The organism is Streptomyces sp. S186, from assembly GCF_051603415.1.
Lineage (GTDB): Bacteria > Actinomycetota > Actinomycetes > Streptomycetales > Streptomycetaceae > Streptomyces.
In genome coordinates this window covers 2,089,237-2,107,887 of record NZ_CP193932.1, presented here as the reverse complement: position 1 = coordinate 2,107,887, position 18,651 = coordinate 2,089,237, and the positions used below count along the sequence as shown (strand labels likewise).

General features: G+C 73.2%; 17 protein-coding genes. 6 read left to right on the top strand and 11 right to left on the bottom strand.

What is annotated here, in order from left to right; genetic code table 11:
* Positions 1 to 1,608 carry an AMP-binding protein gene (locus ACRAS8_RS08895; protein ID WP_438485405.1) on the bottom strand — a complete coding sequence of 536 codons (1,608 nt, stop codon included), beginning with the start codon at positions 1,606 to 1,608 and terminating at the stop codon, positions 1 to 3.
* Between the two features lie 190 nt (positions 1,609 to 1,798).
* On the opposite strand from ACRAS8_RS08895, the gene ACRAS8_RS08890 reads away from it, so the two are divergent.
* Entirely contained in the window at positions 1,799 to 2,956 is a 1,158-nt protein-coding gene (locus ACRAS8_RS08890; protein WP_438485404.1) for an acyl-CoA dehydrogenase family protein, read from the top strand.
* Between the two features lie 39 nt (positions 2,957 to 2,995).
* On the opposite strand, the gene ACRAS8_RS08885 is transcribed toward ACRAS8_RS08890, so the two are convergent.
* Positions 2,996 to 3,733: a helix-turn-helix transcriptional regulator gene (locus ACRAS8_RS08885; RefSeq protein WP_438485403.1), complete on the bottom strand. Its 738-nt coding sequence runs from the start codon at positions 3,731 to 3,733 to the stop codon at positions 2,996 to 2,998.
* Between the two features lie 260 nt (positions 3,734 to 3,993).
* Here ACRAS8_RS08885 and ACRAS8_RS08880 point away from each other — a divergent pair, with 260 nt between their 5' ends.
* Positions 3,994 to 4,503 carry a DoxX family protein gene (locus ACRAS8_RS08880; protein ID WP_438490393.1) on the top strand — a complete coding sequence of 170 codons (510 nt, stop codon included), beginning with the start codon at positions 3,994 to 3,996 and terminating at the stop codon, positions 4,501 to 4,503.
* Between the two features lie 86 nt (positions 4,504 to 4,589).
* On the opposite strand, the gene ACRAS8_RS08875 is transcribed toward ACRAS8_RS08880, so the two are convergent.
* Entirely contained in the window at positions 4,590 to 4,775 is a 186-nt protein-coding gene (locus ACRAS8_RS08875) for a hypothetical protein (protein ID WP_438485402.1), read from the bottom strand.
* Positions 4,776 to 5,005: 230 nt separating this feature from the next.
* On the opposite strand from ACRAS8_RS08875, the gene ACRAS8_RS08870 reads away from it, so the two are divergent.
* The gene (locus tag ACRAS8_RS08870; RefSeq protein ID WP_438485401.1) at positions 5,006 to 6,172 is read left to right on the top strand and encodes a sensor histidine kinase; all 1,167 of its coding nucleotides are present in this window, start codon (positions 5,006 to 5,008) and stop codon (positions 6,170 to 6,172) included.
* Positions 6,160 to 6,813, top strand: a complete 654-nt coding sequence (locus tag ACRAS8_RS08865) for a LuxR C-terminal-related transcriptional regulator (RefSeq protein ID WP_438485400.1) — start codon at positions 6,160 to 6,162, stop codon at positions 6,811 to 6,813. Before ACRAS8_RS08870 ends, ACRAS8_RS08865 begins: the two co-directional genes overlap by 13 nt.
* A 141-nt stretch (positions 6,814 to 6,954) precedes the next feature.
* Here the strand turns inward: ACRAS8_RS08865 and ACRAS8_RS08860 are convergent, their stop codons facing one another.
* The 6 genes from ACRAS8_RS08860 to ACRAS8_RS08835 all read right to left on the bottom strand — a co-directional run bounded on the left by ACRAS8_RS08860 (position 6,955) and on the right by ACRAS8_RS08835 (position 13,089).
* Positions 6,955 to 7,566, bottom strand: a complete 612-nt coding sequence (locus ACRAS8_RS08860; protein WP_438485399.1) for a response regulator transcription factor — start codon at positions 7,564 to 7,566, stop codon at positions 6,955 to 6,957.
* A gap of 19 nt (positions 7,567 to 7,585) precedes the next feature.
* Positions 7,586 to 8,827, bottom strand: a complete 1,242-nt coding sequence (locus ACRAS8_RS08855) for a sensor histidine kinase (RefSeq protein ID WP_438485398.1) — start codon at positions 8,825 to 8,827, stop codon at positions 7,586 to 7,588.
* 78 nt (positions 8,828 to 8,905) lie between these two features.
* Positions 8,906 to 11,224 carry a TOMM precursor leader peptide-binding protein gene (locus ACRAS8_RS08850; protein WP_438485397.1) on the bottom strand — a complete coding sequence of 773 codons (2,319 nt, stop codon included), beginning with the start codon at positions 11,222 to 11,224 and terminating at the stop codon, positions 8,906 to 8,908.
* Positions 11,225 to 11,248: 24 nt separating this feature from the next.
* On the bottom strand, positions 11,249 to 11,440 hold the full coding sequence (locus ACRAS8_RS08845) for a hypothetical protein (RefSeq protein ID WP_438485396.1): 192 nt from the start codon (positions 11,438 to 11,440) through the stop codon (positions 11,249 to 11,251).
* Between the two features lie 105 nt (positions 11,441 to 11,545).
* On the bottom strand, positions 11,546 to 12,244 hold the full coding sequence (locus tag ACRAS8_RS08840) for a hypothetical protein (protein ID WP_438485395.1): 699 nt from the start codon (positions 12,242 to 12,244) through the stop codon (positions 11,546 to 11,548).
* Positions 12,241 to 13,089 (bottom strand): alpha/beta fold hydrolase, encoded by an 849-nt coding sequence (locus tag ACRAS8_RS08835; RefSeq protein WP_438485394.1) that lies wholly within the window; start codon positions 13,087 to 13,089, stop codon positions 12,241 to 12,243. Before ACRAS8_RS08835 ends, ACRAS8_RS08840 begins: the two co-directional genes overlap by 4 nt.
* A 159-nt stretch (positions 13,090 to 13,248) precedes the next feature.
* Here ACRAS8_RS08835 and ACRAS8_RS08830 point away from each other — a divergent pair, with 159 nt between their 5' ends.
* Positions 13,249 to 13,476: an MbtH family protein gene (locus ACRAS8_RS08830; RefSeq protein WP_438485393.1), complete on the top strand. Its 228-nt coding sequence runs from the start codon at positions 13,249 to 13,251 to the stop codon at positions 13,474 to 13,476.
* Between the two features lie 167 nt (positions 13,477 to 13,643).
* Here the strand turns inward: ACRAS8_RS08830 and ACRAS8_RS08825 are convergent, their stop codons facing one another.
* Positions 13,644 to 16,199, bottom strand: a complete 2,556-nt coding sequence (locus ACRAS8_RS08825) for an FtsX-like permease family protein (protein ID WP_438485392.1) — start codon at positions 16,197 to 16,199, stop codon at positions 13,644 to 13,646.
* 11 nt (positions 16,200 to 16,210) lie between these two features.
* Positions 16,211 to 16,993 (bottom strand): ABC transporter ATP-binding protein, encoded by a 783-nt coding sequence (locus tag ACRAS8_RS08820; RefSeq protein WP_438485391.1) that lies wholly within the window; start codon positions 16,991 to 16,993, stop codon positions 16,211 to 16,213.
* A gap of 230 nt (positions 16,994 to 17,223) precedes the next feature.
* Between ACRAS8_RS08820 and ACRAS8_RS08815 the strand changes: the two genes are divergently transcribed.
* On the top strand, positions 17,224 to 18,630 hold the full coding sequence (locus tag ACRAS8_RS08815; RefSeq protein ID WP_438485390.1) for a serine hydrolase domain-containing protein: 1,407 nt from the start codon (positions 17,224 to 17,226) through the stop codon (positions 18,628 to 18,630).
* The last annotated feature ends 21 nt before the right edge of the window (positions 18,631 to 18,651 follow it).

Sequence of the window (18,651 nt, the reverse complement as noted above, 5' to 3'; positions counted from 1 at the left end):
TCAATCTACTTCCCCCTCGCGCAGCCGGAAGCGCTGGAGCTTGCCGGTCGGGGTGCGCGGCAGCGCGGTGTGGAAGACCACCTCGCGCGGGCACTTGTAGGGCGCGATCCGGGACTTGACGAAGGAGCGCAGCGCGGCGACGGTTTCCTCGCCGGCGGGCACGCCGTCCCGCAGCACCACATGGGCGACGACGACCTCGCCGCGGTCCGCGTCGGGCCGGCCGACCACCGCCGCCTCGGTGACGTCCGGGTGCCGCAGCAGGGCGTCCTCCACCTCGGGGCCGGCGATGTTGTACCCGGCCGAGATGATCATGTCGTCCGCGCGGGCCACATAGCGGAAGTAGCCGTCCCGGTCCCGGACGTAGGTGTCGCCGGTGAGGTTCCAGCCGTCGCGGACGTAGGCGGTCTGCCGGTCGTCGGCGAGGTAGCGGCAGCCGGTCGGGCCGCGGACCGCGAGCAGCCCCGGTGCGCCGTCCGGCACCGGCCGGCCGTCCGGGTCCACCACCCGCGCCTCGTAGCCGGGCACCGGCAGCCCCGTCGTCCCCGGCCGTATGGCGTCGTCGGCGGCGGACAGGAAGATGTGCAGCAGTTCGGTGGCGCCGATCCCGTTGATGATCCGCAGGCCGGTCGCCTCGTACCAGGAACGCCAGGTGGCGGCGGGCAGGTTCTCGCCGGCCGAGACGCAGCGGCGCAGCGAGGACAGGTCGTGGCCGTCGAGTTCGGCCAGCATCGCCCGGTAGGCGGTCGGCGCGGTGAACAGCACCGAGATCCGGTGGGCCGCGACGTCGCGGAGCAGCCGCCGGGGCCCGCCCCAGTCGGCCAGGTACGCCGAGGCCCCGGCCCGCAGCGGGAACACCACCAGCCCGCCCAGCCCGAAGGTGAAGCCGAGCGGCGGGCTGCCGGCGAACACGTCGTCCGGGCGCGGCCGCAGCACCTGCGCCGAGAAGGTGTCCGCGACGGCCAGCACGTCGCGGTGGAAGTGCAGGCACCCCTTGGGGCGGCCGGTGGTGCCCGAGGTGAAGGCGATCAGCGCGACATCGTCGGAGGCGGTCGGCACCGCCGGGTACGGTGCGCCGCCGGGCCGCGCGCGGCGCGCCAGGTCGTCCGGGCCGTCGCCCCCGTACGTGGTGATCCGCAGCGCCGGGACCTCGGCCCGGACCAGATCGCCGACCGCCGCTGCGTCGCACAGCGCGTGCCGGACCCGGGCGATCCGGCAGATCGTGGCGAGTTCGTCCGGCCGGTGCGCCGCCAGGACCGTCACCGCCACCGCGCCGGCCTTCATGACGGCGAGCCAGCAGGCGGCCAGCCAGGGCGTGGTGGGGCCGCGGAGCAGTACGCGGTTGCCCGGGACGAGGCCCAGCGGACCGGTGAGGACATGCGCGATGGCGTCTGCCCGCGCCCGCAGCTCCTCGTAGGACCACACCTGGCCGTGGGCGTCGCGGACCGCGGGCCGGTTCCCGCCCAGCCGGGCGATGGTCGCGTCGAGGAGTTCCGCGCCGCAGTTCAGCCGGTCGGGATAGCCCAGGTCTGTGAGGTGCGGCCACTGCTCGGGCGGGGGCAGCCGGTCGCGGGTGAAGGTGTCGGTGTGGGCCGAGGACCGTAGCTCCATGCGGGTGCGCCCCCTTGCGCCGGGTGGCCGCCGGGCGGCCGGGGAGGGGTGGAGGTGTGGGGGAGAGGACCGGGAGGACTGCCGTACGGATGCCCGTCAGCGTAACGTCTTCGTGACGGCAGTCAACAGACCGCGATATCCGGTCGCCGGACCGTCGCCGCGTCCGGTACCGCTACCAGGGAGCCGCCTCGTGACCGCATTCGCACTGGGACCGGAGCAACAGGAGTGGTGCGCCCGGCTGCGCGCCCGCACGGCCGAACGCCTGCGCCCCCTGGCGGAGAAGGGGGAACCGGGCCGGATCAACCGCCCGCTGGTCGCCGCCCTCGGCGAACTCGGCCTGCTGGAGCGGCTGTTCCCCGACGGCGGCAGCCCGCGGGCGCTCGACCTGTGCCTGCTGCGGGAGTCGCTGGCCCAGGAGTGCACGGAGGCGGAGACCGCCCTGGCGCTCCAGGGGCTGGGGGCCGGCCCGATCGTCCAGTCCGGGACGGCGGCCCAACGGGCCCGCTGGCTGCCGGAGGTGACGGCCGGCCGGGCGGTCGCGGCCTTCGCGCTGAGCGAGCCGGGCGCCGGCTCGGACGCCGCGGCGCTCGCCCTGGCCGCCGCGCCCGACGGCCCCGGCCGCTGGCGGCTGTCCGGTGAGAAGTGCTGGATCTCCAACGCACCCGAGGCCGACTTCGCCACCGTCTTCGCCCGCACCGGCGGCGCCGACGGGGCCCGCGGCATCACCGCCTTCCTCGTCCCCGCCGACCGCCCGGGGCTGACCGGCGCACCGCTGGACATGCTCAGCCCGCACCCCATCGGCACCCTGGTCTTCGACGGCACACCGGTGACCGCCGACGACGTGCTCGGAGAGGTGGGCGGCGGCTTCGGCGTGGCGATGCGCACCCTGAACCTCTTCCGGCCCAGCGTCGGCGCGTTCGCGGTCGGCATGGCGCAGGCCGCGCTGGACGCCGCGCTGGCGCACGCCGGCACCCGCACCGCGTTCGGCGGACCGCTGAAGGACCTCCAGTCCGTCGGCCACCGGCTCGCCGAGATGGCCACCCGTATCGAGGCCGCCCGGCTCCTGGTGTACGCGGCCGCGGCCGCCTACGACCGCGGCGCCCCGGACATCGCCCGCCGCTCGGCGATGGCCAAGCTCCTGGCCACCGAGACCGCGCAGGACGTCGTCGACGCCGCCGTCCAGATCCACGGCGCCCGCGCCCTGTGCCGCGGCCACCTCCTGGAGCACCTCTATCGCGAGGTCCGCGCCCCGCGCATCTACGAGGGCGCCACGGAGGTCCAACGGTCCCTGATCGCCAAGGAGTTGTACCGCGAGGCGGGGCGCCGGCCGGCCGGGTCCGGCGGCTGACCGGCGCCGCGCGGGGCGCCCGCGCGGCGGGCCGCGGCGTCACCGCTCGCGGGCGGTGCCGTCCTCCGGGGGCCGGGCCGCCGCCTCGTCGCCGCGCAGTTCGACGCAGCACGAGCCGGGCCGCGGTGCCTGCACGGCGCGGGTCCGGTCGCTGCCCAGGCCGCGCAGATAGCCGGCCAGGAACGCCTGGTTGACGCCGCAGACGAGCTCCGGGGCCGTGGCGGCCAGCGGATGGAACGGGCAGTTCCGCAGCCGCAGCACGGTGGGGGCGGTGCGCTCCGGCTCGAACCCGAACGCGTCCAGCGTCTCCGCGGCCAGACTCAGTCCGCGCTCGGCGCCCAGCCGCCCGGGCCGCACTCGCGCGCGGTCGGCGGCGCCCAGCGCCTCGCCGTGCTCGCGGGCGACCCGGAGCGCGGCCGCGCGGGCCGACTCACCGTCCGCGGCGGTCGTGACCGCCTCGGTGAGGAAACCGGCCAGGAGCTCGTGGCGGCGCTCGGGGATGCTCACCGCGATGGCCTCGGCCACCAGCTCGTACACCTTGGGCCGGCGGCCGACCTTGCGGACGCCGGCGGCGGCCTCGTAGCGGGTGTGCAGCAGCCCCGCCGCCACCAGCTTGTCGAGGTGGAAAGCGGCCAGCTTGCGGGAGATCCCCAGGCTGTCGGCCACCTCTTCGCGGGTGACCGGCCGCCGGGCCCGCCGCGCGAACTGGAACATGCGACGGCGGAGGTCGTCACCGAGGACGGCCAGCGAGGTCAGCGAGGCGGCATCCAGTCCCACAGCGCCACTCTAGTGCCCCTAACACCCATCTTTCTGCGTCAAATACGTACTTCCACGTATTTCTCCCAGTTCGCTTGACCTCGCGGAGGAATAAATCCAACAATGATGGGAGAAATAGTCGAGAACAGCCGAACACAGCCGACGGTGAGTCCGGTCGGCGCCCCGCCGCCACCCGTCCTCGCCACCTCGTAACCGTCCTCCGTTCCCCTCCGGAGCACGAGATGAAGACCGTCAACGGGCCGTCCCCGCCCGCGGAGCGCATGGCGCGGTACCCCGCCGGACCCTGGTCCGCCGCGGGCGACTGGGGACTTCTGCTTCTCCGACTCACCTTCGGCCTGCTCATGGCCGCGCACGGCGCCCAGAAGCTCTTCGGGGTCTTCGGCGGCCAGGGCCTGACGGCCACCGGCCAGGGCTTCGAGGCCCTCGGCTACCGCCCGGGCAGGGTCTTCGCCGTGATCGGCGGCCTCTCCGAGGGTCTCGGCGGCCTGGGCCTGGCGCTGGGGTTCCTGACCCCGCTCGCTGCGGCGGCCCTCATCGGCGTGATGATCAATGCCATGGCCACCGTCACCGGTGCCAACGGGCTGTGGGAGGCCCAGGGCGGCGTGGAGTACAGCGTCGGCATCACCGTCGTGGCGCTCGCCGTCGCCGCCCTCGGCCCCGGCCGCCTCGCCGTCGACCGCTTCTTCCCGTGGGGCCGGGGCGGCTGGCTCTCCGCCGCCGTCGCCCTGGGCCTCGGTGGCATCGGAGCCGCGATCACCCTGAGCCTCTGACCCCGCCCCGTGGCCCCCACCGCACCCCACTCCGGCCGCACCCCGCGGCGGGCCTTGCGACGCAGGACGGGGCCGGACCCCGTGGATCAGGAAGTCTTCGTCCGCCGCTTGTTGCGCGTGAGGAAGAGGCACACCGCCGACGCGATGGCCACCGAGCCCGTGCTGACGCTGATGGCGACCTGCTTGGCGCCCTCGAAGGCGAAGCTGGTGGAGACGTTGGCGGCGACGGCTGCCACGAGGAGGATCCAGAGCAGGGCCTTCAGGGCCTTCATGGCCGTTTCCCTTCGTTGAGCGGTGGGGACGGTTCCCCGGGCGTTCTCTCCGGGGCGTTGCCCCGGGGGCGTTTCCACCGGGGCGTTTTCCCCGGTGGACACCACAATGCCGCTTCCCGGGCCGGAGATCGAGGGAGCGCTCTACCGGACTCGTGGTGTAGCCCGCTACACCACGGGGCGGGTGGTGCGCACTCCTTTGCCGTGCTCGGTGGTCGCCTAGTCTCATAGCCATGAGAGAGAGGCTGTGGCTCGCGTGGCGGGCGACGAGGCAGCTGCTGAGATCGGCCGGGCTGGCTCTGGCGTCGCTTCTGTTCCTGCCCGTCCTGGTGTTCACCGCGGTCGTCACGGTGCTGGTGATCGGCGCGGGTGTGCTGCCGGAGACCGTGCTGCTGCTGCGCAAGCTCGCCGGGGTCAAGCGGCGTGAGGTGGCCCACTGGACGGGGGAGGAGGTCCCCGAGGCGTACGTGCCGCTCGCCGGCACGCTTTCCGAGCGCGTGCGCACGGCGGTCAAGGACCAGGGCACCTACCGCGACCTGCGATGGCTGGCGGCTCACTTCCTCTACGGCTGGCTGCTGGCGTACGCCGCGCTCCTCGTCTGGATCTTCGCCCTCCTCGTCGACGGCGTGTGGTGCGGGCTGCTGGGCCACCGCGCCCTGGTGCTGCCGCTCGTCACCCGGCTCGCCGACCTGGACGCGGCCTGGTCCCGGTCCCTGCTGGAGCCCTCGGCGGACGCCCGGCGCAACGCCGAACTCGCCGAGCGCGTAGAGGAGTTGACCGCGACCCGGGCGGGCGCGGTGGCGGCGCACGGCGCCGAGCTGCGGCGCATCGAGCGCGACCTGCACGACGGTACGCAGGCCCGCCTGGTGGCGCTGTCGATGCGGGTGGGGCTGGCCAGGAGGGCGTACGACAGCAACCCCGACGCCGCCCGCAAGCTCCTCAGCGACGCGCAGGACCAGGTCGAGGAGGCGCTGACCGAGCTCCGGCACGTGGTGCGCGGCATGCACCCGCCGATCCTGACCGACCGCGGGCTGGTCGGCGCGGTCCGGGCGCTCGCCGCCGGCAGCGGCCTGGAGGTCGCGGTGGCAGAGAAGGACATGCAGGACGAGGTGCGCGCGCCTGCCGCGGTGGAGGCGGCGGCGTACTTCGCCGTCGCCGAAGCGCTCACCAACGCGGCCAAGCACAGCGGGTCCCGCCGCGCCTGGGTGGAACTCGCCCGGACACCTCGGGCGTTGAGGATCACGGTGCGTGACGAGGGTTGCGGGGGCGCCGACGAGACGGGTGGCAGCGGGCTGCTCGGCATGCGGCGGCGGATCGCGGCGCTCGACGGCACCGTCCGGGTGTCGAGCCCCATCGGGGGGCCGACCACGATCGAAGTGGAGCTGCCGTGCGTGTGGTGATCGCCGAGGACAACGCCCTGCTGCGGGAGGGGCTCGTCCTGCTCCTCACCTCCGCGGGGCACGAGGTGGTGGCGGTGGCGGCCGGCGGCCCCGAGGTGCTGCCCGCCCTCCTGGAACACCGACCGGACGTCGCGGTACTGGACGTGCGGATGCCGCCCGGCTTCCGGGACGAAGGGCTGCGCGCGGCGCTCGCGGCGCGGGCGCAGATCCCCGGGATGCCCGTGCTCGTGCTGTCGCAGTACGTCGAGGAGACCTACGCGGCCGAGCTGCTGGGCGGCGGCGCGAGCGGCGTGGGCTACCTGCTCAAGGACCGCGTCGGGCGGGTCGACGAGTTCCTCGACGCCCTGGACCGGGTCGCCTCCGGCGGCACCGCGCTGGACCCGGAGGTGGTGGCCGAGCTGCTGGCCACCCGCAAGGACGACCCGATCGACTCGCTGACGCCGCGCGAGCGCGAGGTGCTCCAGCTGATGGCGGAGGGCCGGGACAACGCCACGATCGCCGCCCAACTGGTGGTCACCGAGCGCGCGGTGAGCAAGCACATCGGCAATGTCTTCCTCAAACTCGGGCTGCCGGCGAGCGACAGCGGCCACCGCCGCGTGCTCGCCGTCCTCGCCTATCTCAACAAGAGGGACGGGGCGTGACGCATCCGTGTCGCAGGTGGAGGCGGAGGGCCTGTGCCCCGCGTTGTACACGTGAAAGATTCATGCCGAAGTCATGAGTCTCGCGGTACCGCCGCCCCCGGCCCGGCCGCCATACTCGTCCGTGGTGCTCGTACGGGAACGTCACAGCAGCCATTCGGAATCGCGTGCGATCTTGATGGCGTCCACCCGGTTCCGGGCGTTGAGCTTGGTCACCACGGTGGTGAGGTAGTTCCGGACGGTGCCGAGCGAGAGTTGGAGGTGTCTGGCTATGTCGACGGGTTCCAGGCCGTCGGCCGCCAGTCGCAGGACCTCCGACTCGCGTGCGGTCAGCGGGCTCTCCGTGCTGTTCCACGCGGAGAGGGCCAGCTGCGAGTCGATCACCCGGTTCCCGGCCGCCACGCTGCGTACGGCCGCGGCCAGTTCCTGGGGAGGGGCGTCCTTGAGCAGGAAGCCGGACACCTGCGCGGCCAGCGCCCTGCGCAGCGCGCCGGGACGGCCGAGGCTGGTGAGGATCAGGGTGCGGCACCCCGGGAGCTGCCTGTGCAGCCGCTCGGCCGCGGTGAGTCCGTCGATTCCGGGCAGGTCGATGTCGATGATGGCGACGTCCGGCGTGTGCCGGGCGGCGGCGTCGAGGATCTCGTCGCCGCGCTCGACCTCGCAGACGACTTCCAGGTCGTCCTCCAGGTTGAGCAGGGCGACCAGGGCGCCGCGCACCATGTTCATGTCTTCTGCCAGCAGGATGCGGATCGTCATGATGAAGGGTCCTCCCAGGTCAGGCGGCGGGGTCCTGGGCGCCGAGGCCGGCGTCGTCAGGGTCTGCGAGTCTGCGCGGCGGCCGTGCCGGGGTCTGTGCGACCAGTTCGAAGGTGCCGCCCGGGCCGCGGGTGACGGTGAGCGTGCCCTGGGTGGACCGCAGGCGCTCCCGCAGATTGCCCAGCCCGCGGCCACTGTGGGGCGACGCGTCGCGGTACGACGGGTCCACGCCGTCGTTGGAGACCGAAAGCCGCACCCGGCCTTCCTCCTGGACGGCCGTCAGCACGCAGGTGCCGGCGCGCGAGTGCCGCAGCACGTTGGTCACGGCCTCGCGGAGCACGGCGGCCAGCACGGAGTCGACGTCCTGGCCGAGGGTGCCCAGCCGGATCTCCAACCGCACCTCGACATCGGCCGCCTCCAGCACCGACTGGGCCGACCGCATCTCCTGCTCCAGGGACATGCTGCGCAGGCCGCTGGAGACCGCGCGCACGTCGGCCAGCGACTGCCGGGAGATGCTGAGCACCTCGCTGACCTCCTCCATGGCCCTGCGGGGCTGGACGGGAATCAGGCGGTGGATCAGCTCGCTCTTGAGCGTGATCGCCGAGAGGCTGTAGCCGAGGAGGTCATGGAGGTCCCGGGCGAAGCGCAGCCGTTCCCTGGCCACCGCCAGGCCCGCGAGCTGGCTGCGGGTGTCGTGCAGGGCCTGGACGAGCTCGGCCATCCGCGTCAGTCCGTACACCACCAGGCCGGTCAGCAGGGTGGACTGTGCCAGGTAGACGGTCTCCACGAGGGAGAGGCCGTCCAGGGTCGGCGGGATCAGCATGGTCAGCCCGACGCACCCGTACGCGGGCCAGGCCCAGCGGCCGGGCAGCAGCAGGAGCAGTGAGCCGGCGAGGAAGCCGGCCATGGCGCCCCATTGCGAGTGGAAGACCGCGATCGGCAGGTAGGTCAGCAGCGCCTGGGCGCCCAGGGTCAGGGTCCTGTGCCGGCCGGGGGCCCGGCGCACGGCGGCGCCGGAGTGCCGCAGCTGGAGGGCGAAGATGAGGACCAGGCAGACGAGCGAGGTGAGGAGCGACGGTGTGGGCAGGTCGGTGCCCACCAGGTTGAGGACCGTGACGCTCAGGTAGCTGATCAGTGCGGCCGTGAGGATCACGCGGGCCAGCCGGGGTGCCGGCAGGTCCGGGACGTCGGGCGTGTGGTGTGCGGCCCCGCCCGGCACGGTCGCCGGAGGTGCGGTGTCGGTCTTGTCGTGCCGTGGCATGGTCGTGTGCGTGGGCTGCCTTGTCTGCTTTGTGGCCGAACCTTAGCGTTTGGCTTGATCATAGGGTTGGTCGAACAGCTAAACGAACAGCGGGACTGGATTCAGATGTTCGTACGGAGTCGGCCGCGCGAGGTGCCCCAGGGCCACCGGGGCGTCGAAGAGCCGGCCGGGCGCGAACCGGGGCCAGAAGTGCCGCAGCCCGGGCACCATCACCTTGACCACGGGAAGTTCCAGGTCGGGCCGTGTCTGGTCGAGGACGAGCAGCTCCATCCCGCGGGCGCGGACGGTGTCGGTGATCAGCTCGACGTCCTCCCGCAGGTCGGCGGTCGCCACGTACGTCCAGTCGGCGGGGCCGTGCGGCCGTGAGCCGTCGGGGCGCAGATACGGGCGGCCGGAGACCGTGGCGCGCAGCCACCAGTCCAGCGGCTCGGGGTCGGTGACGCGGTAGCCGGTGCCCTCCGGTGTGGCCGCGGCCACGAGCGGCAGCAGCTGGCCCATCTCGGTCAGCGCGCGGCGCAGCGCGAGGCGCGGGTCGAAGTGCGCGCCGAAGCCGAAGACGATGTCCTCGGCCGGCTTGTCGGTGCGCCGGGACAGGGCCGCCACCACCGGGATGCCGAAGTCGGAGGTGAGGTCCAGGGCCCAGATTTCGCGGTCCACGGAGCGGTAGCCCGCGCGGAGCCGGCCGATGTACGGCTCGTCGAACGCGTCGAGGTCGATCCCGGGACGCCGGGTCCGGTTGTACCACCACAAGGCCACCGCGTCCCGCTCGATGAGCTCCAGGAACCCCTGGACCAGGGCGTCCTCGGGGCTGGAGCCGGCGGCGTTGCCGTTGGAGTCGGCGAACAGCCCGTCGGGCGAGGGCTCTTCGCTGAAGTACAGCAGGGAGGTGGGCACCAGGCGTCGGACGCCGTGGGTGAGTGACCAGACCGGGGTCCAGTCGGTGGGCAGGTCCTCGTCGAAGCGCGGCGGTACGTACTGCAGCCGGTCGCCGCGCGCGTTGACGGCGTCGCGCCGGGCGAACTGCTCGTCGGAGTAGAGCTGGTAGGCGTTGGGGTGCAGCGCGGCCGCGGGTCCCAGCGCGCGGTAGGTGTCGCGGACGACGGGCTCGTCGCCCTGCCGGGTGGCGCTGTACCGTTCGACCGCCTCACCCAGGGCGCTGGTCCGGGCCTCCTCCTCGCTCAGGCCCTTGCCGCCGCTGAGGGAGCGCAGGCCGGCGCGCAGCCCCGCGAGGGTGGGGCTGCGCATGGCCAGGTTCTCGCCGGCCACGAAGGCGTCGACGAAGGCGGGGCTGCCCGGGGCCCGCCGGATCTCGCGGACGATCCCGGTGACCGGGTCGACCAGCGGCGCGTACCGGCGCAGCATCTCGGCGGGGGACAGGGCCCGGTGGCCGTTGAGGCCGAGCGCGGTCTTGGGGCGCGACCGCGCCACGAACGGGCGGCCGGCCCGCCGCGCCACCAGGCCGGGGTCGCCGCAGGCCGGGCACTGGGGCAGCCGGGCGACCGGGTGGGAGGTGGCGCCGAACCGCAGGGTGTCGAAGATGTGGACGGCGCTCTGGGTGTCGTTGCGCACGCCTGCCAGCCACTTGGCGGCTTCCAGGACGGCCAGCTGGACCGTCAGTGAGCGCCCTGCCGGCAGGGTGGCCGCCGGGCGCGGCGGTGGCCCGGCCAGAGCGAGGGCTCGCCGCAGCGGTTCCTCGGAGCGGCGGTGGCCGCGCAGCCGGGTCGCCAGGCAGTGCCAGCAGGGGCCGTCGTGCGGCCGGAGCACCGGTCCGACCCAGGAGGCGGTGGAGCCGAGGCCGGCCAGCAGCCAGGGGCGTCCGGCCGCGCGGTGTTCGGCGTCGATCTCCCGCAGCCATGGCGAGAGGTAGTCCTCACACAGGACGAGGGTGAGGGTCGCGTCCTCTGCGGAGGCGGCGAGGACGAGGCCGGAGGCGGCGCAGGCGGCTTCGGCCTCGGCGGTGTCCATGCCCGCGGGCGCGACCACCCGCAGGGTGCGGTGCGACAGCTCGTGCGGGACCTGGCCGCCGTCGAGGCCGGCCAGGTCCCAGTAAGCCTCCGCCGCCGGGTCACCGTGCGTGCCGCCGGGCGCGGCGTCCGGGGCGGCGGGCCGCAGCCGGAGCAGCCCGGCGGCGTCCAGAGCGCGCAGCGAGGCGTGGGCCTCCTCCGGTGTCAGCGACGGAGCGGCCTCGCGCACGACGGCCGCGGGGGCGCGGCTGCCGTCCAGCAGGGGGACGAGGACCTCGGCGGGCGGGCCGTGCAGGGCCGTGACGCCGCGGTGCGAGACGAGATACGCGGCTTCTCCGGGGACCAGGGTCGCCCGCAGATGGCTCTTGAAACCGAGCCGCGCGCCGTCCTCCTCCCCCGACGGCGCGGCATGGTCCACGTCCGGCACGGACATGCGTCGATCCCCTGTCCCCGTCTGCTACTCGGCGTGTACGGGGGTCACGAGGGACGTGCCGGCCGGTGCGGAAACGACGCAGACGGACAGCAGGGCGGCGCCCGCGGACGAGGGCGCGTCGAGGTCCTCGATGACCAGCTCGCGCAGGGCCGAGCGCATGGTGTCCGCCGCGGTCTGCTCACCGAACCGGCTGTACGCGGAGATGGAATTGGACATGGATGTTCCCCCAACTTTTCGGTTTCGATTGATTCTGAATCAGTCCCGCGCGGCACCAGCACCTTACAGGCAGGTCCCGCAAAGGCGGCGAAGGGTGTCAACAAGTCATGAACCTGGCGGAGCCTTCGAATCCGGTTCGGGGACTCCGAGTGGCACAGGTGTCATGGTCAGTTCGATCCGGGCCGCGGCGAGGACCTCGGCGACGGTGGCGCCGATCTCCTCGGCGTGCGCCGCGTCCTCGCCGGGCGCACCGAGGACCACGAGGAGGGCCTCGTGGGTGTCCGCGGTGAGCTGGTGGGCGGCCGCGTCGCAGTCGCGCTTGCCCAGCCAGGCGAGCGGCTCCACGGTCCGGCCGTCCCGGGTGAGGCCGTAGACGAGGTCGCCCGGCGGGATCGGACGGGACTTGGTGGAGAAGGCCGGGACGATCCGCTCGCCGCCCTCCGCGCGGGTGACGAGCAGGTCCTGCCCGTCACCGGCCGACGGTGCCCGGTGCAGCCCGATGCCCGCACCGTGGCGCAGTGTCGCCACGGTGACGGCGTCGACGACGGCGCCGTGCGACTGCCAGCCGCGGGTGGCCACGAGCTCGCGCAGGCGTTCACCGGCGGGTACGACGGACGGGTGGCCCAGTGCGGAGAGCAGTTCGCGGTATCCCGCGGGGACCGGCCGGTGCGGCTGGTGGAGAGAGGCCGCCTCGTCGGCCGAAAGGCCCGCCGCCGACAGCAGCGGACGCTCAGACGCCAGGCGCCAGACCCGCGGGTGGAGCAGGCCAAGTTCCCTCGCCCGCACGGACGTTGCGACAATCATGCGCGCACTTCCTCCGCTCGCCCGGAAACCTCTGTTTCCTCAAGGCGCCCGAAAAAGCGCAGGAGTTCGGCGTTCACACGGTCCGGGCGTTCCATGTAGCCGTAATGGCCCGCGTTCTCGATCTCGACGTACCGCGCACCCGGGATGGCGTCCGCGACCTCCCGGCTCAGACGCGGGGGGAGAACCAGGTCGTCGGCGAACCCGATGACCAGACAGCGTGCCGTGATCTGCCGGTAGGCACGCAGCCGGTCCGGGGCCATCTCGATGCCCAGCTGGGCCCGGTAGCCGGGCGCCGCACCGGCCGGAGCCACCTCGAAGAGGTCGAGCCAGTCCTGGATCTCGCCGTCCTTGTCGAGCGTCGCGGGGGAGAGGTACTCCATGGCGCGTACGGTCGCGGCGTAGCTCGGCGGCAGGACGGCCCCGCTGTCGTGCAACTCCCGTACGGCGCGGTCGCGGTAGCGGCGCATCGCGTCCTTGCGGCCCCGGGTCGCCAGCAGCGCGGCGTCGGTGACCAGGTCCGGACGGGACAGGCACAGCTCCTGGACGACGTGGGCGCCGAGCGAGGTGCCCACGAACCGGCTGGGCCCCAGGCCCAGATGCTCGACCAGGGCGGCCGTGTCGGCCACCAGGTCCTCGACGGTGATCCCGTCCGCGCAGGCGTCGGTGGGCGGGATGCCGCGGTTGTTGAAGGTGACCACCTGATAGCCCGCGGCCACCAGCGCCGGCACCTGGTGCAGGTGCCAGGCACGGCCGCCGGCCCCGGTGCCCATGACCATCACCACGGGCTCGCCGTGGCCGGTGACCTCGTAGCCGAGGCTGATTCCGTTGATTGTGCTGACCGGCACGGTCACGCCCTCCTCTGCGCCGCAGAACCGGGTGGTTCCGGCTCGGAACGTAGTGGGCCGCGCGTGGCCGGACCATGAGCTTCGGCCCTGCCTTAAATCGTTGCGCCGTGCCGATCACACGGGCCACCATCGGCACGACCGAAGGGGAGACACAGACTCATGGACAATCCGTTCGACGACGACAACGGCACCTTCTACGTCCTGGTGAACGACGAGAACCAGCACTCGCTGTGGCCCGTCTTCGCCGAGGTCCCGGCCGGCTGGACCATCGTGTTCGGGGAGGACAGCCGCCAGGCGTGCCTCGACCACGTGGAGAAGAACTGGACCGACATGCGGCCCGCCAGCCTCATACGGGCGATGGAGCAGGCGGAGCAGACCGCTGCCTGACCCTCTGCCTGAGCCTCGCATCAGGTGCCTTGACGGCCTGTCGCCGCAGCCGTCGCCCCCCCACGGACAGGGCGGGTGCCCCGGAGAGATCCGGAGCACCCGCCCTGTTGTCGTACGGTACGCGGCCGAGTCGAGTCGATCACCTGCTCCGGCCGGTCATCGCGGCCCTAGTCACCCGTGTACACCGCGTCGATCGGCCGGCCGCGCAGGGCCGAGCGCGTGGACAGGGCGATGGAGGCCCAGCCGAGCAGGGCGACGAACGCGGCGACGCCCGCCCAGACCGCCGGGTCCACGTGCGGCAGGGGACGGCCCGTCATGGCCAGGCTGCTGCCGACCGTCGGCGGGACGGCGATGAAGACGCCCGCCACGATCGCCGTGATCACCACGACCCAGGACTCCACGCACATCATCCGGCGGGTCTGGCGCCGGCTGGTGCCGATCAGGCGGAGCATGGCGAACTCGCGGCTGCGGGCCGTGGTCGCCATCACCAGGGTGTTCACCACCGCGATCAGCACGTAGAGCAGCAACAGGGAGTTGGCTATCAGGTTGGTCCAGGACTGCTGGGCGAACTGGCCCTGCTGGACCGCCGCGAACTCGTCGGGCCGCTGCACCCGCAGGGTCGGGGTGTGCTGCGCCAGGCCGGTCAGGGCGGTGCCCACCCGCTCGCGGTCGCCTGCGCCCGCCGCCGTCACCAGCAGGGCCGCGTCGAGCCGGTCGGTGGTGTGCGCGGTCAGCAGGTCGTGGGGGAGCGTGACGTCGCCGAAGCCCAGGCCGTTGCCGTAGACGGCGACCACCTTCAGCTTCTTCTCGACGCCGTCGCCGAGATTGACGTCGGCGAGGTCGCCCACGCCGAGGCCCGCGGTGTCCGCGGCCATCCAGCTGAGCGCCACGGTGTCGCCGGTCAGCCCGTCCAGGCTGCCCTTGCGCACGTCCAGGTCGAGGGTCCGGCCGATGCCGCGCGGGTCGACGCCCTGCGCGCTGAAGGGACGGGTGGCCATCTTGTCGATCTCGCGGTAGGTGAGCATCACCTGGGAGCGGGCGACCGGGCCGGCCGTGCCGACACCCGGCAACGCCCGTACGGTACCGGCCAGTTCGGGTGAGAGCCCGGTGGCGTCGCTGGTCAGCACGTAGTCCGCGACGACGCCGGTGGCGGCCTGGTGCTTGGCGGCCGCCTCGACCGTGGAGAGGGTGGAGAGCTGCATCAGGGCCATGGCCGCGCCGAGCGCCAGCGGGACCACGGCGGCGCTGAGGCGGCGCGAGTTGGCGCTGGTGTTGGCGGCGGCCAGGTAGCCGCTGACCCGGAAGCGGCGCAGCAGCGGCGCCAGCAGGCCCGTGACGAGCTTCACCAGCTGAGGCCCGATCAGGGCGCAGCCGAACATCAGGATCAGCAGCGAGCCCGCGGCGCCCGCCATCGCGAGCTGGCCGGGTATCGCCATCGGCAGCCCGACGGCCGCCGCCAGGCCCAGCACGATGAGGATCCGCCCGGCGTTGAGCCGGACCCGGCCCAGCTTCGGCGGCTCGGTCTGCGACTCGCGCAGCGCCACCACGGGCTGGATCCGCGCGGTGCGGAAGGCGGCGATGAAACCGGCCAGCCGGGCACCCACCACGCTCAGCACCACGGCCGCGACCGCCGGAGCCGGGTTGTACGAGAGCGCGAAGTCGCCCGGCAGCACGCCCACCGCGGCGAACGCGTCGCGCAGGGTGCCCGCGATCAGGAAGCCCGGGCCCGCGCCGAGTACCGCGGCGACCGTCGCGACCAGCAGGATCTCGCTGCCGATCAGCGAGTGGATCTGGCGGGGCGAGGCGGCGATCGCGCGCAGCATGGCGAGCTCGCGGCGGCGCTGATGGACGGCCAGACCCAGAGTGGAGGACACCACGAAGACCACCACGACCAGCGCGGTGCCGCCGAACGACGCGGAGAGCGCGACCAGGAAGCCGCGCGACTGGCCCATGTCCAGGAACTCCAGGTCGCCGATGTCCGTACCGGTGTACACGGAGACCGGTTCCGGCGAGCCGGCCAGGGCCTTCTGGAGACGGTCGGCCAGCTTCCCGGCGTCGGTGCCCGGCTCGGCGAGCACGCCGATCGCGGTCACCCGGTCCGGGCGCTGCGACAGCTGCGCCGCCCGGGCGTCCGTGAGGAACACCGCCGACTGGCGGTCGAGACCGGACTTCGCCGCCGTCAGGCCGGTGACCCGGTACGAGGCCCCGGTGGTGCCGACGGCCAGCCGGACCGTGTCGCCGACCTTCACCCCGGCCTTCCGCGCCAGCGCGGCGTCCAGCACCGCGTCCTGGTCGCCGCGCGGCCCGCTGCCCTCGGTGAGGGAGAACGGGCCGAGCGCGGCCGACTCCCAGCCGTGCCCGTACAGCGGGTGGCCGAGGTCCAGGGTGTGGCCCCGCGGGCCGGCGATGCTCATCGCGACCGTGCGGTCGCCGACGGCCGCCCGCACGCCGGGCACCTTGGCGGCCTCGGCGGCCAGCGACGCCGGGAGGGTGACCCGCTCCGCGTAGTGCTGGTCGAAGTTCTGGGTGACGTCCTTGCTCTGCTTGCCGCCGATCATCACCGCGGCGCCCGCGTAGCGTTCGGGCGAGACCCCGGACAGCAGGCCGGACATGAGCAGGACGCCACAGGCGGCCACGACGGCGGACCCGCAGAAGACGGCGATGAACGCCGCGATGAACCCGCCCTTGCGGTTCTTGATGGTGCTCCACGCGATGTCGAACATGCCTCGCCGCCCTACCAGTTGCCCAGGTGCGTCAGACGCTCGGCCACCTGGTCCGGGGTCGGCCGCACCAGCTCGCCGGCCAGCCGGCCGTCGGCCAGGAAGACCACCGAGTCGGCGTACGACGCCGCCACCGGGTCGTGCGTCACCATCAGCAGGGTCTGCTCGGTCTCGTCGACGATCTGCCGGAACAGCCGCAGGACCTCCTGGCTGCTGCGGGTGTCCAGGGCACCCGTCGGCTCGTCGGCGAGCACCGCGTCGGGGCGGGTCAGCAGCGCGCGGGCGACGGCCACCCGCTGCTGCTGGCCGCCCGAGAGCTGGCCGGGGCGGCGGTCGGCGTACTCGCTCAGCCCGACCCGGCGCAGGATCTCCGCCAACCAGGCTTCGTCCACAGCGGTGTTGGACAGCCGGGGCACCAGGGTCACGTTCTGCTTCACCGTCAGGGCGGACATGAGGTTGTACGCCTGGAACACGTAGCCGATCCGCTCCCGGCGGACGGCCGTCAGCGCCGACTCCTTCAGGCCGCTCAGCTCGGTGTCACCGAGGTGGACGCGGCCGGACGTCGGCCGGTCGAGTCCGGCCAGACAGTGCAGGAAGGTGCTCTTGCCCGAGCCGGACGGACCCATGACGGCCGTGAACGACCCACGGGGAACCTCGAACGAGACGTCGTTCAGCGCGGTGACCGCGGCCGCTCCCGTGCCGTAGGTCTTGCTCACCGACTCCATCCGCATCGCGGCGGCCGGTATGTGGCCGTCGGGGTGCCCGGTCGTGGCGGACCGTCGCCAAACCGATGTCATATCTGTGCCCTTCAGTTCGTCAGCGGGATCAGAGTATGGGAAGAGATGATGCGCGGCGAACCGCCTTAACCCCGTATTGAAGGTGTAGCCGACTACACCCTCCCGGTTCCTCCGGCTCCACCGTCCGGGGCTCCCCACCCACCGGCCTGTTTAACTCCTGACTTTAGCTTTTTGGAGCGCACGTGGGGCGTCGTTAGCCTGGCGCTTATTCATCGACCTGGGTGGACTTGGTGACGGAATCCGCTGAAATTTCCATGGGGCTGCCCGCGCACGGCGAAGTGGCCGGCCTGCTCGAAACCCTCGCCCGTGAATACCTCGTACCCGGCGTGCAATTCGCCGTCTACGAGCGCGGCGAGATCACGTCCTTCGTCCACGGGGAGGTGAGCCACGGGTCGGGCCGGCCGGTCACACCCGACACCTTCTTCCCGTGGGGCTCGGTGACGAAGTCGGCGACCGCGCTGCTGCTGGCACAGCTGGTCAGCGACGGCGACCTGGAACTCGACGAGCCGATCGGCCCGTTGCTGCCGGAGCTGGCGGCGACCCCGGACAGCCCGCTGTACACCGCGACACCGCGCGGCCTGCTGAGCCACACCGCCGGGCTGCCGGACATGCCGCCCGTCGAGGACGACCTCTCGCTGCGCGACTGCGTGGCCGCCTCGGCCGGCGTCACCGCCCTGTGCGAGCCCGGCCGCCACTTCTCCTACGCCAACCTCGGCTACGTCCTCGCCGGCCGGATCCTCGAGTCCGTGACCGGGGTGACCTGGTGGGAGGCGGTGCGCGACTTCGTGCTCACCCCGCTCGGCGTCACGCCCGGCTTCCTCGGCGACTCCACGCCCGCCCAGGTGGCCGGGCAGCACGCCGTGCACCTGCCGACCGGCACGGTGCAGCCCGTCGACGAACCCGGGCTGCCCCGGGCGCTGGTGCCCGCGGGCGCGCTGCTGTCGAGCGCCGCCGGCCTGCTGCGCTACGCCGCCGTCCACCTCACCCCCGACGCCGACGGCGTGCTGGAACCCGAACTCCTCGCGGAGATGCGCACCCCGGTCCCGGGCTCGGCCGCCTTCGGCCTGGCAGAGGGCTGGGGACTGGGCCTCGCCGTCCACACCGACGGCGCGGGCCGCACCTGGCTGGGGCACGACGGCAACACCGGAGGGGCGAGCTGCTCCCTGCGCCTCGACCCCGAGCGGGGGATCGCGGTGGCCCTGATGACCAATGCCACCTCCGGCCGCCAGATGGGCAACGCCTTCTTCGAGGCGCTCGCCGCGAAGGGCTTCGACATCGGCCGCTTCCGCGAGCCGAATCTCGGGTCGCCGCTGTCCGGTGCCGACCTGGACGCGGCCGCCGCCGAGGTGTGCGGGGAGTACCGCTCGGGCGCCGACCTCCTCACCGTCCGCCGCTCCGACGGCGCAGGCGGCGGGGAATTGGTGCTGGACCGGCCGGGCCTGCGGCCGGCCGTACTGGAAATCCACCAGGGCCTCGAATTCCGGCTGCGAAGCGAGACGGCCGGCGGTGGGTACGGCAGCGATGAATCCAAGGATCTGTACTGCTTCGTACGGGATTCCCGCACCGGTCAGGTCGGCGGAATGTATATGAGCGGCGGACGACTGCAGGTGCGGGAGGGAATCGGCCGGCTCGGCTGATTTCCTTTTCGGTGCGCGTGG